Source organism: Bradyrhizobium erythrophlei (genome assembly GCF_900129505.1).
In the GTDB taxonomy this organism is placed as follows: domain Bacteria; phylum Pseudomonadota; class Alphaproteobacteria; order Rhizobiales; family Xanthobacteraceae; genus Bradyrhizobium; species Bradyrhizobium erythrophlei_D.
In genome coordinates this window covers 4,013,179-4,028,374 of the sequence record NZ_LT670818.1, presented here as the reverse complement: position 1 = coordinate 4,028,374, position 15,196 = coordinate 4,013,179, and the positions used below count along the sequence as shown (strand labels likewise).

General features: G+C 53.3%; 12 protein-coding genes. 5 read left to right on the top strand and 7 right to left on the bottom strand.

Annotated features, from left to right (window positions below; genetic code table 11):
* Positions 1 to 33: 33 nt before the first annotated feature.
* A complete protein-coding gene (locus tag B5525_RS18685) occupies positions 34 to 474 on the bottom strand; it encodes a hypothetical protein (RefSeq protein WP_079567331.1) in 441 nt (146 codons plus the stop codon).
* Between the two features lie 113 nt (positions 475 to 587).
* On the opposite strand from B5525_RS18685, the gene B5525_RS18680 reads away from it, so the two are divergent.
* Positions 588 to 893, top strand: coding sequence for a hypothetical protein (locus tag B5525_RS18680; RefSeq protein ID WP_079567330.1), 306 nt, complete (start codon positions 588 to 590; stop codon positions 891 to 893).
* Positions 894 to 961: 68 nt separating this feature from the next.
* On the opposite strand, the gene B5525_RS44035 is transcribed toward B5525_RS18680, so the two are convergent.
* On the bottom strand, positions 962 to 1,099 hold the full coding sequence (locus B5525_RS44035) for a hypothetical protein (protein ID WP_154073299.1): 138 nt from the start codon (positions 1,097 to 1,099) through the stop codon (positions 962 to 964).
* 149 nt (positions 1,100 to 1,248) lie between these two features.
* Here B5525_RS44035 and B5525_RS18675 point away from each other — a divergent pair, with 149 nt between their 5' ends.
* Positions 1,249 to 1,767 carry a hypothetical protein gene (locus B5525_RS18675; RefSeq protein ID WP_079567329.1) on the top strand — a complete coding sequence of 173 codons (519 nt, stop codon included), beginning with the start codon at positions 1,249 to 1,251 and terminating at the stop codon, positions 1,765 to 1,767.
* A gap of 534 nt (positions 1,768 to 2,301) precedes the next feature.
* Here B5525_RS18675 and B5525_RS18665 read toward each other — a convergent pair.
* Positions 2,302 to 3,858, bottom strand: coding sequence for a hypothetical protein (locus B5525_RS18665; RefSeq protein ID WP_079567328.1), 1,557 nt, complete (start codon positions 3,856 to 3,858; stop codon positions 2,302 to 2,304).
* A 6-nt stretch (positions 3,859 to 3,864) separates the two neighbouring features.
* Positions 3,865 to 5,853 (bottom strand): HsdM family class I SAM-dependent methyltransferase, encoded by a 1,989-nt coding sequence (locus B5525_RS18660; RefSeq protein ID WP_079567327.1) that lies wholly within the window; start codon positions 5,851 to 5,853, stop codon positions 3,865 to 3,867.
* Between the two features lie 437 nt (positions 5,854 to 6,290).
* Between B5525_RS18660 and B5525_RS18655 the strand changes: the two genes are divergently transcribed.
* Together B5525_RS18655 and B5525_RS44030 are read left to right on the top strand one after the other, a co-directional pair.
* Entirely contained in the window at positions 6,291 to 7,049 is a 759-nt protein-coding gene (locus B5525_RS18655; protein ID WP_154073298.1) for a hypothetical protein, read from the top strand.
* 558 nt (positions 7,050 to 7,607) lie between these two features.
* Entirely contained in the window at positions 7,608 to 7,922 is a 315-nt protein-coding gene (locus B5525_RS44030) for a hypothetical protein (protein WP_154073297.1), read from the top strand.
* 113 nt (positions 7,923 to 8,035) lie between these two features.
* On the opposite strand, the gene B5525_RS44025 is transcribed toward B5525_RS44030, so the two are convergent.
* Both B5525_RS44025 and B5525_RS18640 read right to left on the bottom strand, forming a co-directional pair.
* Positions 8,036 to 8,251, bottom strand: a complete 216-nt coding sequence (locus B5525_RS44025) for a hypothetical protein (RefSeq protein WP_154073296.1) — start codon at positions 8,249 to 8,251, stop codon at positions 8,036 to 8,038.
* 437 nt (positions 8,252 to 8,688) lie between these two features.
* Positions 8,689 to 10,683: a pentapeptide repeat-containing protein gene (locus B5525_RS18640; RefSeq protein WP_079567323.1), complete on the bottom strand. Its 1,995-nt coding sequence runs from the start codon at positions 10,681 to 10,683 to the stop codon at positions 8,689 to 8,691.
* 82 nt (positions 10,684 to 10,765) lie between these two features.
* Here B5525_RS18640 and amrB point away from each other — a divergent pair, with 82 nt between their 5' ends.
* Complete coding sequence (gene amrB, locus B5525_RS18635; protein ID WP_079567322.1) at positions 10,766 to 12,481, top strand: AmmeMemoRadiSam system protein B; 1,716 nt, start codon at positions 10,766 to 10,768, stop codon at positions 12,479 to 12,481.
* On the opposite strand, the gene B5525_RS18630 is transcribed toward amrB, so the two are convergent.
* A complete protein-coding gene (locus B5525_RS18630) occupies positions 12,478 to 14,304 on the bottom strand; it encodes an MORN repeat-containing protein (protein WP_172899921.1) in 1,827 nt (608 codons plus the stop codon). The two genes, amrB and B5525_RS18630, sit on opposite strands and share 4 nt — an antisense overlap.
* Between the last annotated feature and the right edge of the window lie 892 nt (positions 14,305 to 15,196).

The window sequence follows — 15,196 nt, the reverse complement described above, 5'->3', positions numbered from 1 at the left end:
GATCAGAGCGCCTGTCCCCTTCTGCATCACGCCCTATTCAACAGTCCGAAAATGCAAGACCTTCTCAAGGGCTTTTGCTGCGGCGGCGCGATCCAAGCCATAAGTGTCGATTGTATTCGACACGCCGAGAAGTGCGGAACTGGCCTTCAGAGGATCATAGCCGCACCACTTAACAAGACGCACCGCAAAAGGTTCGTTCAACGCAAAGGCCCGCATCCGCGCCGCGAGGTCGCGAAATTCCTCTTGCGCCTTGCGCAGCCTATCCAGGTCGGCATCGTCTAACTCGACATGTGACTTGTATTCGGGGCGATCCTGTTTTGCCGAGGCTCGGACGTTAGCGTAGAGCACGCTCTTTTGGATTACCTCGCTCCGTAAGTCATAGAATTGACGAAATGGACTACCGATGAAAGACGTAGCCACCCAGCCAACGCCTCCAAGTGCAAAAACGCCAATCGTGCTCCAAACCTCGCCCATTCCAAAACCTCTGTTGCTCCGCCCGGCCGCCACCGCGCGTGAAAGCCTTCGGCCCCTTGCGCACAGCTTCAGGTTGATGTCTATAACTGTTCGGGCTTTGGGGGAACGTTCTGATGCGGCTTATTATTGCGATGTTGTTGCGTCCTTTAATTGTTTCTCTCGCTCTTCTTCTCGTTTGTTGCGCCCATAAGCCCGCATCTAATTTCGATACCATGGCTTCATGCACCGAGAAATTCCCTACTGATAAAGAATTCATGACAATGGCATATCCCGTGCTTTATAAGTGGTCGATAGCTGCCAAGATGGCCCAAGACAACATAGCTACCGCAACAGCCGTTGGTCAGCCAATCGACCCGTGCACAGCGGCGCTGGCATACAAAGGCTATACGATTATCGATCAAGCAATGAAATATCACTAAAGACCCCCGCTGGCGGGGCGCAAACACATACCGCAAGATCAATCGAGCAAGCGTGAAGCTTTGAAGCGTCAGTTCGAACGACCCAATCCCTTCTCGGCCAAAGTCTTGATGCTCTGCAAGAGGATTTGCAGCGCGTGTGCATCTTCAACCTCGTCCGATCCCTCAACGAGCTTTAAAATGTTGCGAAGAGCTTCTTCAGGCGTCATGGCGTCACACCGTGCTGTGGTCCCGCTGGACATTATGTTCTCATAGACCGTGGCGGCTGCGCAAGGCGCGATTAGGCTTTCGCCCCTTACGCGCGAGCCGACTGCGCGATAACGCCGGGTGACTTCCAGACTTATCCGAGGATTTCGAAATGAACAAACCTGTTGATCCAGAGCGCCAGATCATCGAACAAGCTATCGGGCACTTCATCCTCGATCTTGGAATGATAGAAAATACGATGATTCAAGCTTTGGCTGTTCTCACCGGAGTGCCGCAAGCTCAGGCACATTTTTTGTTGAATAAGACAGCCGGAGGCGCAAAGGCGGCACTCTTGAAAGAAGCGGCGGTTGCAAACGGAATCGATCTAAAGGCGACCGGCCTGAAAGCGGCATTCGGGACAATCCACGAAATCATGGATTTTCGAAACCACATAGTTCACGACGCAATTGGATTTCACAGCAACACGCAAAAATGGGTGCGCGGCAAAGGCACGCCAACTGGTGACAAAGTTTTCGGAAACAAATCTGAAATCGACCCGGCGGAGATTTATAGAATGGGTGAAGCGGCGTGGGTTGCAATAAAGGTTGTAGGGATAGAGATTTTGGAAAAGCACGGAGACTTTACATATTTCCCCACCACTGAAACACCGACGCCCCCGACGTCAAAGTAGTAGGCTTTGATCGATCATGGATGCGAATTCGCATCGTCCGAACAGTCGCCCGGCTTCCCGCCTTGCCTGATACACGCTCGAAATAGCCACGGCTCGACGTAGCTGCCTTCCCATATCCCCCGTCCCGCATGCTCAGCGTCGCGCTGTGCCGCATCGTACTTGCCCTTGGAGTACGTCGGCCAATCGAGCGCGAGCCCATTGCGCACCAACCACTCCGCAACGTCCACGCCATCAAATCGAACACCTAGCAACGGTTCGCCCGTATTGATCCAGGCTCACGGGTGAGCAATTAACCGGCCGCCGCCCTATGAAGGCGTTTCGCGGCCTTCGCGCCGCATCGGTATTGCAAGCTCTCATCGTTGCGACAGAGCTGAGAAGATTCAGGCGCGTCAATTCCCCAGAGCCGCATTCGGGTGCCGTGAATTTCTAACGTGTCGCCGTCAATCACGACTGCCCGTCCTATCGTCTCGGCGAAAACGCCCGCACTAGCGGGAGCGACGAGCAAAAGCACTAGAGCAAATGCTCGTCTCATATTCAGTTGAGCTTCTTCGAAGCTCGCTTCTCACCCTCGGGCTTGGCTAGAGCGCTCCTGCGGCTGGCTGAATACCAGTGCTTTCGCGCCGCCTCCACCACCTCTGCGACAGCATCTGCGCCCGAAATGTACTTTGCTGCTTGAGGGAGCGCCAACTCGTCAAAACGCTTCTGATCCTTCTCAAACAACTCGCAGATCGCTCGTGCTCTCGACGCTGAAGTCGGGACTTCAACGCTTCCAACGATTCCGAGAGTGCGCAGCATTGCGACGTAACGAACACGGTCGTAAGAGCCTAGATCAATAGCCTTGTTCTTCAGGTGGACCACACCCGCATCAAAAAGCGGCTCAGTCTCTGACAAGCTGGCTGTTGATGGCACATTTACTACCTCCAGTACTTCGTTCTTCGATAGGAAGCTCTTTGGATAGAGAGGAATGTCGTGCTCTATTTCCTCCCAAACGCGTTTCCCAGCGACCTCGGCAGGCTTTTGATCCCGGCCTTGGCCCGTGGCGTGCATTTGCCGCCTGTTCGCCCGCATTTGCATCTCTACTTGCTCGATGTTCGCGCGCCACCGTCCATAGCTCGAATACAGACTATCCAACATTGCCGCTGCCTGTCCCGCCGATAAACCCATACCGAGAAGCAGAGCAGTATCTAAATCTCGTCGGAGGTGATCCACTTGGCCTTTTGCCGACGGAGCGGGCAGCATCCTTCCACCCTTGCGGATAGCGGCAAACACCTTCTGGACCTTCTTTGATGCAGTTTCACCGAAACGCCTGAAGTCAGGGACCATGACGCGACGGGCAGCGGGCGGACCAACATCAAACGCCCCTTCGACGCCTGTCGCGACGCCTTCGAGTAGTCTTCCGCTTGCAGCGAAGGTACTATTCAAAACCGCGCCTAGCAGCTCGCTCGCTTGAGGATCAAGCGGCTCTGCGCCGACGAAACGACCGTTGAGAACCGCCCCGCTTGGATTATGCCAAGCGCCGTAGTCGTACGCGGAATTGTAGGGCAACACCCATTCACTTGCGACCAACGTTCGAGCTTGTCGATACCAGCCGACATCACTTGCGTTACTCTTCACCAATTCGCCCGCGTGGATTCCCTTTAACTCGCCGAGCTTCACATATTCATTCAACCCGTATCGCAATTTGCCAGGGCGGGGATAAAGGTAATAGTGCTTCGGAACGTCAGGGGTGGCGAACGACCTATCATCGCCTAAATAAAGTTGATGCGGATTCAAAACGGCTGCCTTCAGGTCTGCGGCAGATACTTCGCCGCGCCAGCCGTCCGCCCCTTCAACCGTCACTAGTCCGCGCCGGGAAATCAGTTGTTTGCCCGCGCCGGAGTCATCTATCCGCTCAAGAAAGAAAAAGCTATCGGCTCCTGTCTTCAATCCAAGTTTGATTGTTGCAACCTCGCTCAAGGCCACAAAGTCGGGTCTCCCAGCCAACTCCAATGCGACCTTTGGCGCTCGCAAAAAGCGTGCGCGCCAAGCCGCCCCAATGTAGGGGGGATGGGCCGGAGACAGTAGGCTTGTCGGCTGCTTGCTGTCACGCATCACATTTCATTCCGCGTTAGCTGTCATCTTGCTGCCTAGTGAACGTAGCGCCGCCTGGGACACCACGCTCCAATCCATATCATTGGACTCCCCGTCGCCGGACAAATTCAATATTTTGTCCCGAAGCCCGTCAACTGCACCAATGTGGGCTTCGAGGGATTCATGCAGTCCGATTAAGGATCGAAGTGTTCGACGAAGCGTGATGAACCGCACCAAATTAGCCTCGCGCTCCGCTTCGTCAGAGCATTGCTTTGCTATAGTCACGACTGTTCCGACTCGCGCTTCCGAGAACCAGGCTTCAGCGCCGCTCTCGATGAAGGCTTCAATCTTAAAATTGTTCAAAAGCCATTCCTGCAACACGACCCCATAGTCGCTATCCAGCCATTCGCCCGCAGTTAACAGCGCTAGATAACCGCCCGGTTCGAGAAATTTCGCACCGTGAAACCAAAAGTATACATGGTAGTTTGCTGACTTCGGCATTCTCGACGGAGATCGCACAAGACCGCTTCGCCCGAGAATGCTTGCCGCCTCCATCTGCCGGTCGCGGCCAAGCTTGTGGATTCGCACATAAGGCGGATTTCCCACGACGGCGCGCATAGGCGGAAGAGTAACCGGACTCTTCACCGGCAAGCTTGCAGATGTCGATTGAAGCGGCAACTGCATCAATTCCTCGCCGAGTTCGGTACGAAAGAAGCTCTTTGTTGCGACTCGAGGATAGTTGTTCTCAAACTCCAATTGCCGGATTGCGAGATTGACCGTTGCAATGGTCGCGGCGAAGCGAGACACATCGGTCCCAAAAAGCTCTTCGAGGCGTTGTTGATGAGTCTTGCCCGGCTGCAACGCTTTCTTCCTGACATAGGCACGAACCAGGAATGTCCCGCCGCCAACCGCAGGGTCGAGTACGTTTCCTTCCCCGGTCTTCAGCGCAAACGATAGCATCAGATCGACAACATCGGATGAGGTGTAATGCTGGCCCCACTCGTAACGTTCATGAGGCTCAATCAACCGCTCGAAGAGGCGCCCTAGAATGTCGTGGTCGATAGTGCTGAGGTCAAAATGTTCTATGTGCTGAATCATGCGTCGCCAAAATGGCACGCAAGCATCCGCTATCAGCGCGTACTCTGACACGCGATCCCAAGAGAACAGCGTGTCGTAGTCACCCGACAGCCGCCGTGCTTCGTCAAGCTGAAACGTCAGCATCTGAGCCGCGAGCTTGCTACTGTTATTCGGCTCCGGCGGAAACGATAAGGGACCAAGCTGGGGCTTAGAGCGGCGTAGCGCTTCGTAGAACATCAAGCGTGTAACAAATACGTACGCAGTCAACTTAGCCGCGCGATTGATCTCTTCCTCCCACCTCGAAGGATCATGCGCCCATCCTTGTTCATCGACCATCCACTCAATGAGTTCGTTCTGAAACTTGGTGTTGGTAGATCGCTTCGCGTGCAATGCGTCGCGGATCGCCGCAACAGGCGCGGACATCAGCTCTCGGAGCGCTTCGACAAACAGGGCGTCAGCCGCCATGCCGACCGGCTTTGTTATCCCGGCGACGATGGGGGCTATATCATGAAAGGCGCTTATCCATGCCTTTGAGATTCTCTGCAAGACCTGCGGATCGTCGAGGTCCTCGCGTTTGAACGCGTCGCCTAAGACTTCCTTGTGAACGATCTTCGTTATGAGCGAGCCGGTTTGAAGTGTGTCGATGAGAAACAGCGATTTCGCGTCCGACGTAAAGGCCCATCGGCAGCCGTGAGACTGCGCCTTGTTTACAGCGTCCTTGAGATTGTCGAAGTCTAACGGAGAAGAGTTTTGGTGATCCGGCAAGCGAATCTCGCCACAAAGCGCAGGCGCATCGCCAAATACAACCAAGTCGCTCCGCAGCCTACCGCCCGGAACCTCTTTCTCGACATGCACCTTATTGAAGCGCCAAACTGGATTAGCGGCGGCTGCCTTCTCCCACCACTTGCTTACCTCCGCCGCAAAGCCCCACTCGTTCATAACTAATCCCCCACACGCGGGAGGTTAGCGATAGCATCCTTAGAAATCGTTAACCATTTAAAAGTAGCCGAGCGCGACGAGGTCCTGATGATTCAAGCGCGCCTATCACCGCCCGTTCGATCTGCTCGGGGCAATCCCGATACCAATCAAACACGTCTGCGAGACCGTAAGGCTTTTCGACTTCAGGATCACCCGGCAACTCGCCTGCCCGCATCAACACGAAAGAACCGCACGCCTTTCGGAGCATGCGGTCCCGCAGTTCGTATCCTCCGCCTGTGCTCGGATTCTAGTCGTGATGAACTTTTGCCACAACACGAATTTGCGAAGATGGGTTATGGCGAGCCAGGCCAGAGCGCGAGCGCGCGGCTTATGCTATGAAACGTTTGCAGATGCGAATCTGCGCTTATTTGGCGCGTTTTTTCAAACGGAAACAGCCGGTGGCCATACTGAAAGTTACCGACAATCTTGAAACTCTTCACCGGGAGGAGGAGCGACTACGTGGCGAGCATCAAAAGTTCGTGGCATCCAGGGACGACCTGAGAGACCACATTCATATCATCCGAGAGGCGATGAATATGATATGGGCACTCCTGCATGAGTATCAGCACAAGAGCGACGACGAACTGACGATGCAGTTTCTCGGAATCAGACTGTTCAATACGGCTGCCGCCTCGATCAAACTAGCTTACTCGGGGTACTATCAAAGCGCGTTCTCATCTCTTCGTGACTTCCTCGAAACGTTCTTCCTTGTCGACTATCTGGGAAGCAGCCCGGACCAGATCACAGGGTGGAAGAATGCGAGCCAACAGGAACTAAAAGGGAGGTACGGTCCCAATGCGATTAGAAACGCGCTCGACTCACGCGATGGTTTCAAAGAGGGGAAGCGCAAGGAGATTTATGATCTCATTTCGCATTATGCCACACATGCGACCCCAAGCGGCTTCAGAATGACGGTCAACGAGATGCTGGGGGAAATAGGGCCGTTCTATCGCGAGTTGAACTTCGAGGCCTGGATGGGCGAGGCGGTCAAGATGATCTGCAATGCGGGCGCCGTCTTCTCGGCCTCTTTCAAGGACGTAGACGAGAGAACGCTCACGACGAAGGCCATTTACCTGCAACAACTGAATGTTTGGAAAAAGAAGTATTTTGGCGGTCCCGACGTGTGGAAAGAGACTGATGGGCAGAAAGGCCCCTAGGGCCTTCTGAAATGAAGCCGCACACCCTGAGAGCAATATCTTCACTGAATTCGACAGGGGCAGTCTTCTTGGCCATCTCAACCAGGGTATAACCCAGCTTTCGGGGGTTGATAATCATGCACGAGTGGACGCCCGTCCTCCTATTGCCTAAGGGCAATCGTCTCCTATTCTGTCGCCGCTCGAATTCAACCACATGAGCGCTGATGCCCCACTCTTAGGGGCGTTATTGGAACGGTGGCGCATACGTTACGGCTCGCAGAAGCCTACATGGGCGGACCGCGCCTGGTTCAGATCCCTAAATATGGCTGTTGCTGCATCCAAAATTCCAGCGGGCGCCGATCTTACCAATTTCGCATTGGGACGGAACATCGGTCTGTAGGTAAGCGCTTTCGAAATTCTGACCCACACGGGAGAGGACAAGTTCGCCTGTGGGATGTATACGACAAACTCGGCGACACCCCTTGGCGAGGCAAGCAGACAAAGCGAAAACAATTCATACCCTACCTATCGAGAAGCAGGCGCAATCTGGGATGCTGGATATACGGCGAAATTTATCGGGTGAGAAATGACTTTCTCCACGGCAACTCTGTAGACGCGAACGGTCTGATCGTGAAACGCTCGAAGCGAAACCTCTTTGGCTATGCGCCACTGCTCTACAGAATGGCGCTCACCGGCTTTCTAAAATTGCCCGAACCGGCGAGCATACCGGGAGCCGATTGGTCCCGCGAAAGATACGACCTGATCGCCAATCAAGGTGACATCGAAAAGGCTTTACTGACAGTGCTCCTTACAGAAGCACAATTTCGGGCAGATAGAGCGGCACGGCTTGCACGCGTCCGTATTACATCACGCCGGACCGCCCTGACAGCTTAACTCTCTCGCCCGGGGACAGGCGGCCCCACTGCGCAATCAGTGGCGTGGAACTAGGGTAAGTATCGGCGCTGCTCGAAGGTCAAAAGGCAATGGCCCCCGAAGGGGCCATCACTTTAGTTCAGAGTTACAGTCCAACCGTCATCGAGCACGACTGCCATGATCTCGGTTTTGGTTTCGATTTCTATCGGATGAACAGGTTTCCCATTCTTATCGGCCACAACAGCATTACTGCGGCCACGTACTACACCTTCCAAGACCTCAGAGGCCTTTTGGGCGCGAATAGTCCTGCCGACATAATCGGCAAAGTTAGTTTGATTGATAGAGAGCATATAGTTACACCCTTATTTGAGGTCAAGATTGACCGCGCTTGAATAACTTGTGCCTTTATCTGCCGTTCCAATTTACTCAGTGATTAAAGTTTGTCTTCATTGCCAATACCGCCAATCCCATGCGGCTTGTTCAAAAAGAACTCACGATTCCCCAAAGCCTTTTTCCGCGTACTGGTCGATTGAGACATCGTATGACCCGGCAAGTCCTTCTTGAGCCGGTCGCGCTCCGCACAAAGGGTGTCGACTTTGGCCAGAATCCTCTCAAGGAGGAGTTCAGCCGACGGTTCAGTCGGCAAGCCGCGCAGGAACGCGGTCTATGCGCGCTGGCATATGTTCGAAGAGAAACGGGACGCGGTATTGGCGATTGAAGCCGCGACAAGGAGCCAATTCCGGGGAGAAGACAATTAGGTCAGAGCCGCTAGCATCAATCGCGACCTTCACTTCAACTCTGGCTCTTCTAGCCCGTCGGCGGTAAAATGTTGACCGCTCAGTAGCGTCGCCAGAGCCGACCGATCTTCATCGCTGAGGTGAGCGGCGATCTTACACTTTTTCTCGTCAAGGATTTCCTTGACCAGCCCATTAACCTCCGGTCCGGTCGCTAACATTCCAACAAACTTTGCCTTACCACCGGCCTGTGGAACTCCCGCCCTTGCCAACGACCGAAGAATTGCCGAAGCATCTCCCTCCCCATTGCAAATCAACCCCGAGTATTGCCCAGCTAGCGACTTTTCAAACACTGGTGCGGCAACTACCAAGCCCGTGATCTGATTTTTCCAACCCGCTACCTCACTTGAGGCCTCTACCGATGGATCACATGCGGCCGATTGCCCCGAGTTTGAACAATCAAGAGCTTTCACCAAGATCAGCGCCTGTTCTCTTCGATCAGCTGGTACCGAAGCAAGGACACCTACAAGCTCTTCGTAAGTTTTTGGCCCCCATGCAGCACCGGCTATATGTAAAGGCAGCCATTTGGGTGAGCCGAACAACTGAGACAACGTTGTTTTTCGAAACGATGCTCGCCAAAGCAGTGCTCTATCAAGGGAAACAACGGAGCCCCTCGCCTCATCAAAAATGGCGCCCTGCAATTGAGCGTCGACAAACGACACACCACGAATCTGCGCACCAAACAATTTAGCCGCTCGCAAATCGGCCGATTGGAATATACTTCCGTTTAAAATCGACCAAGAAAGATTAGCAGCTTGCAAGCGCGCGAACGAGAAGTTAGCTCCGCGCAAATTCGCCCCGATTAAGCTAGCTCCCGCGAATTCAGCGCGGATCGCGCTCGCACCAGCCAAGTTCGCGTTCGACAAATCCGCCCCTTGGAGATGTGCATCATTTAACGAGACAGATCGAAGATCGGTCGCCGAGAATGATGCTCCCTGAAGCTCTGCTCCTCGCGCATCCGTTCTCTCCAAAAACGAGTCATCGAAAATCGCCCCACGCAAGTCGCGACCGCGGACAGATAGCAAATACTTTCGCCAATCGCTCTTCTTCGGGTCATCCACCTTGAGGAGATCGTATATATTAAGGCGTGGTAGCACGAGACTGTTCGTCCATATGCTCGTGCGTCGATGGGTGTTCGGATCAATCGGGCCTTCGAATAACGCAGCTCTTAAAAACGAAGGGCTTGCGGCTCCCTGCCACTCACTTGGGAACGTCGCAACGGCCCAAGAAAACCAAATGATCGCAACACAAACAATAAGGCTCGATAGCGCCCGCCCCCAACGAATGCTCGTCCCAACTCCTCCATCGACGAGTGGTTTACCCCCTATCTGCTCCCAAAAGCACCATATGAATGCTATATCGACTACAAGTACAAACCGGTGCTCCCAGGTAACCCACGTCTCATGAAACGGCAAAAACTGGATCTGCAAACCAAGCAGCAGTATCAGCGGCAATACTAACAGCGTTATCCACGCAATTGCCGTTAATAGAGCTCCGAAATAGCCGTTGCGAACGCCGTCCGGGCCCACCATGAACTGAATAAAGATATTCATGGAGAGCGCTTTGCGAACTCTTTCGCGCGCTACCCGACACTCTTCGTCTGTCATTCCCGGTAGCCCTGCAGCTGGAAACCGCTCGTATAACACCTCAATGAAGCGCTGGGCTTTTTGGTCAAGAAGTACGAAATGCGTGAGGACGTATAAATGCATAATTAAAAACAAAATTGGTGTTACTGCAAAAAAAGCAACCAAGGGCAGTTCTATGCTCAAAAATGGCAACCTCACTGCATTTTCGAACAACAGATCTGAATGCGTCACAGCCCCCACGGCGATTGCGAGATAGAAAGAGAGAAAGAGATATGACAGCCAGAGAGCCGAGCTAATTGCTGCTGCGCTGTCTAAAGCTTCTCGCCCGGCGTCCAGCGCCTCAGTAGCTTCCTTTTGCTCCTGTTCAATCGGAGCGCCCGGTGGCGTAAGGTCCAAATTCATCACGAACTAGCTAACCCTGTGCAGATACGCTACTTATAGTAGCACACTAATTTGACAGCAAGGCAGTGCGGGGAAAGAAACAATGAGACGTAGTAAGTACTCCGGTGTGCTGGCCTTAATATTTGTCGGCATCGCAAATACTGCTGCAAATGCTTCGGATGTCCTCGAGCGCTTTCCTCGGAATCCGGCTGATACCTCTGTCTTTAGCGATGCTCTGGAGAGAGAACGTCCAACACGTTCGACACCCTTGCCGATCACAGGCGTTACCGTCCCACATCATTTGCTCGCTGCGGATCTGATCGCGAGAGGGATCTGGGCAGCAGCGGGGAACAAGTACGACCACATAGTCGTAATTTCCCCCGACCACTTCAGAAAGAGCCGCCTTCCCATTGCGACTACTCGGCGCGACTTTGAGACGGCCTTCGGGCCAACATCCACCGATGTAGCAGCAGCTACATTTCTGATACAGAGGTCGGATTTGGTGGACGATTCTGATCTTTTCTCGCAAGAGCATGGAATTACTGCCGTACTGCCCTTTCTACGGGCAGTATTTCCTGACACACCGATTGTCCCAATAGCATTGCAGGTTCAAGCGGACGAAACGCAATGGAAAGCGATTGTTGATTTGCTCACGCAAATCATTACGCCTCGCACACTCATTGTCCAATCCACGGACTACTCTCACTACCTACTGCCTAGGGTCGCGCGATTTCGAGATCAAGAAACACTAAACGTCATTTCACAAGGTGACCCCGAAATAATTGCGGACCTACGTCAAGCGGACCATCTCGATTCAAAAGCGGCGCAGTATGTTCAGATGCGACTGCAGCGCGATGTTTTTGGCAGCCACTCGGCAGTGTTAGCGAATAGGAATTCATCCGAATATACGGATCACGACGCACCTTCGACAAGTTATGTTGTTACTGCTTACGCGAAAGATCCTGCTGATCTGTCTCAGCTAATGTACAAAGATCAACAGACCACGTTCTTCGGCGGCGACGTCTTCCTCGGGCGCGGGTTCAATCCATTGCTTTTTAACTCTGTTGCAAGAGCGACTATCGTCAGCGAGATAATACACCATACGAATGGCCTCCCGATGGTCGTGAACCTTGAGGGCGTGATCTCCGATGACCCACCAATTGGTGTGCCCACTGAGCGTCATATAATGGACGATAGGCTAGCAGGACCGATCCTGCAGGAGATCAACGCAACTGCAGCCGGGTTGGCGAACAACCATAGCTTCGATCTTGGGTCGGATGGCATGGCAGCAAGCGAAAAAGCGTTGAGTCGGAGAAATATTCGCGGACTCCACCACATGGGCGTTACCGACCTTGGTGCATTCAGATTGCTGACGTTAAACTTCGTCGGCTCAGGCGACTTCAAAAATTATGCTGTTATAGCGCCCGATAGCAGCTCGTTGAAGAGCTCCATCCAAAAGGTTTGCAATGTGGTAGCTGCACCACCCCTCGTTGCCCTGGTGCATTGGGGGGCTGAATATGTATCGTCGCCGAGACAGCAAGAAAAAGACATTGCGGAACGCCTTGCATCTTGCGGCATAGATTTGGTGATAGGTGCACATAGCCACCAGGCGAGCACTAACCTAGCTATGGTTGGAAGCGGACAATCTTTGATGGTCTATTCACTAGGAAATTTTTTATTTGATCAGCGAAGCCCACGTGGAAGCGGCGCTTTGTTAGAGCTGCGCGTATTTAAACAAGGCACCTTCGCTGCTCGGTTGATACCGATTCCTAATTTCTACGACCTGGGCGCTGCCGCTAACCCAACTCCTTACCGCTAGTTTTCCGCCAGAGGCTTTGGACGGTAATATAAAAGCCTAATTGGCAGCGACGTTATCTCACGTCCATCCGAGAGATTCGCAATGATGCGGAAAGAATGCTCTGAGGACTTCACTGCATCAAGCGGAAGCGTGAAGCGAGCCATCTTCTTTGCTTCAATCTTTCGTTCAAATTGGATAGGAATAGTATAATTCGTCTTGTCAAGATCTAGCTTCGTTGAATCCACTTTGACTGGTTGAATTGCAGGTCCCTCTCCGCATTCCGTCTGCTCGACAATTTTCCCAAGCCCAACAGCTACCCTGAAAGGAGACGAGCGATTGTGTTCTTTCCCTTGGCTATCTACCCAACTGTATTGCAGAGATCCGGCAGCATTGACAACGATTTGGCTCTGATTTAGCCCGAGCTTTGGCCCGAGCGTACCAAACAACGGATTTGACCGGGCGTTTTCCAAGCAAGCATTCAAGCTACCCGATGGACAGGGGATACCGCGCTTCGCTAACTGCTTAAGCCGCGCCACATTAACGTGTGCTTGCGCCAATTCACTTTCTAAGTTGACCTCTTTGTTACCAGCAAAATCTCCAATCGGCTTTGTAACCTGCGGCTGCGGCACAGATTTTTGATCCGGTGAAATAAAAGAGAAGTGCAATTCGGCGCCTCTTGCCGGTGACCAACCGAAATTCTGCAGTTTGTACATAGCTGAGAAGGTGTCGCCTTGGCAAATGTAGTCGCCCGAAACCATCATCTGAATAGCAGGTTGGAGATCGGTACGGCTTTCTGCGACATCTAGTTTCAGCGACCGAATTTCAATTGGACTTGAAGAGCGGTTCTGAAATTCCAAGACAAAAGTCGGCGGAAGAGAGTCGATATATTTCTTGTTAAACCCGATCAAACCGTCGCGGAATTCGTCACCCGGCTCCGTCTGAATCTCGCCGTTCCCTTTCCAGATAGCCATAAGATCTTTGTTGGCAGGCTCGACCTTCACCTCTTTGCCGACCGAGGCATGATACGTCACAAAGGTTTCAGGGTCAGCTACTGTTCCTCGCAAACGCGGCTTTTCCTGAACAGTGACGCCGAAGCGGAAATCTTCTGAGCCCAATCCCGATGAACCGAGTTGCGCAAGCCGCACACGACGAGAGAGCGGCTCTTCTACGCCCCGAGCCCAAATACTGTTGTATGAAAAACCTGACGGGAGATAACTCGTCCCTCGACCGTGGCGCAGGCCGCCAGAAAACGTTCCTTCGAAAACTTCTCCCGTTACGTCAAACACACGGCCCTTACCCTCAGCTTTTCCGTTCGCAAGTTCACCCGTATATTCTTCGCCGCTCGGCAGCTTCAGACGCCCATAACCGTTGGGCCTCCCATCTTTCCACGCGCCGTCGTACACGAGACCCGCATTGGAGATCCATTCGCCCTGGCCATTGGGACGCCCCTGTCGCATTTCTCCGTCGAAGATACCGACAATACCGTTAGGGTCCCAGACCAAACTGCTTCGCTCTCTCCACACTAAACGACCAACGCCAGTAATTCGGCCTGCTTTGTCGAGCTTAAAGACTTTTGGATACCAGGTGACGTCTAATTGACGACTTGGGATAGGATCAAAATACTCATATTCTCGTCGTTCAATCCTCTGCAAATCCGAATTGAATATTTGCTGTACTTTGGTGACCCATTTCCCAGCTTCATTGGGCATAGCATCAGACAATACCGTCTCGACGACCTCTCCTTCGGCGAGAAGCGAAGCACCGTCGGCGAAAACCTGGCTAAACGAAAGAAGGAGGTAAACACCGACGGTAGTGGGGAATGCAAGCGCGCGTAAAGTCAGCATCATTGGTCACCACACAAGCTTAACCGCAATGCAGGCCTGAATTGAATATATCTTATCGGCTCGCCTCGGTTGTCGCAACCTGTTAGCGCATTTTGGAATGACACCTAGCGTCGCCTTTATTTCCCCCGTCCGCAATTGCGCCGGCGGCTTCACCCCGCGATAGATAGATGAGCTGTCAGATGCCCGTCAAACATCGAAAGCCATCACCTGCACCTGGTGAGACGACACGGCCGCACTACAAACCCTGCCCGACTGAATGACCCATCAACGGTGGAGGCCAACAGCTGAATGGGGTTTATACGAGCGCATCGCGAATAGAGGCAGCATGGGCCGTCTGGGGAAGCAATAACTCGACCAACCGCCGCGCGATCAAGAGTCACGATTTTCGATAAAGTGGTGCGATTTCTCGGGGGCGGCGAATGCCCCCGGTGGGCCACCCCCCGCCGGGAGGGACCCGCGCGTTAAATTGCACGGTGCTACATACGAAAGGTCGAAGGGCGCAAGGGGGCGGTTTAGGGGGCGCGTGCCACAAGCAGACCCCAACCCCCCATCCATCGCAAACAAACGCATGAGAGGACGGTTAGAAGGGCGCTGCGGGGCCATTGAAAACATGCGCAGGCTCGGTGCTACCCGCCAAAGATTTTAGATGATCCAGTTGGGTGTTTCATCCCGTTGAGACCCGCGCAGCGAAAGCAGATCGTGAAGGCGCTACGGGTTGGTGAAAGCATGGGGGTCGATCATGCTGCTCCGGTAACGAAGTGTTTTATCACCCCACCTTCTTCACAAGCGATACTAACGAACTGAGCGGCGTTGCGACTTTCAGACTGTCCGACGTTTGGCTCTTCAAAACGCTTCCACCAGCACCCCCTACTCTGTAGGGGGGGTGCTTGAT

Bases quoted from the DNA above. Each gene is read 5' to 3' on its own strand.
- B5525_RS18685 (WP_079567331.1), bottom strand. From the start codon at position 474: ATGGGCGAGGTTTGGAGCACGATTGGCGTTTTTGCACTTGGAGGCGTT.
- B5525_RS44035 (WP_154073299.1), bottom strand. From the start codon at position 1,099: ATGACGCCTGAAGAAGCTCTTCGCAACATTTTAAAGCTCGTTGAGGGA.
- B5525_RS18665 (WP_079567328.1), bottom strand. From the start codon at position 3,858: ATGCGTGACAGCAAGCAGCCGACAAGCCTACTGTCTCCGGCCCATCCC.
- B5525_RS18660 (WP_079567327.1), bottom strand. From the start codon at position 5,853: ATGAACGAGTGGGGCTTTGCGGCGGAGGTAAGCAAGTGGTGGGAGAAG.
- B5525_RS18680 (WP_079567330.1), top strand. From the start codon at position 588: ATGCGGCTTATTATTGCGATGTTGTTGCGTCCTTTAATTGTTTCTCTC.
- B5525_RS18640 (WP_079567323.1), bottom strand. From the start codon at position 10,683: ATGAATTTGGACCTTACGCCACCGGGCGCTCCGATTGAACAGGAGCAA.
- B5525_RS18630 (WP_172899921.1), bottom strand. From the start codon at position 14,304: ATGCTGACTTTACGCGCGCTTGCATTCCCCACTACCGTCGGTGTTTAC.
- amrB (WP_079567322.1), top strand. From the start codon at position 10,766: ATGAGACGTAGTAAGTACTCCGGTGTGCTGGCCTTAATATTTGTCGGC.
- B5525_RS18675 (WP_079567329.1), top strand. From the start codon at position 1,249: ATGAACAAACCTGTTGATCCAGAGCGCCAGATCATCGAACAAGCTATC.
- B5525_RS44025 (WP_154073296.1), bottom strand. From the start codon at position 8,251: ATGCTCTCTATCAATCAAACTAACTTTGCCGATTATGTCGGCAGGACT.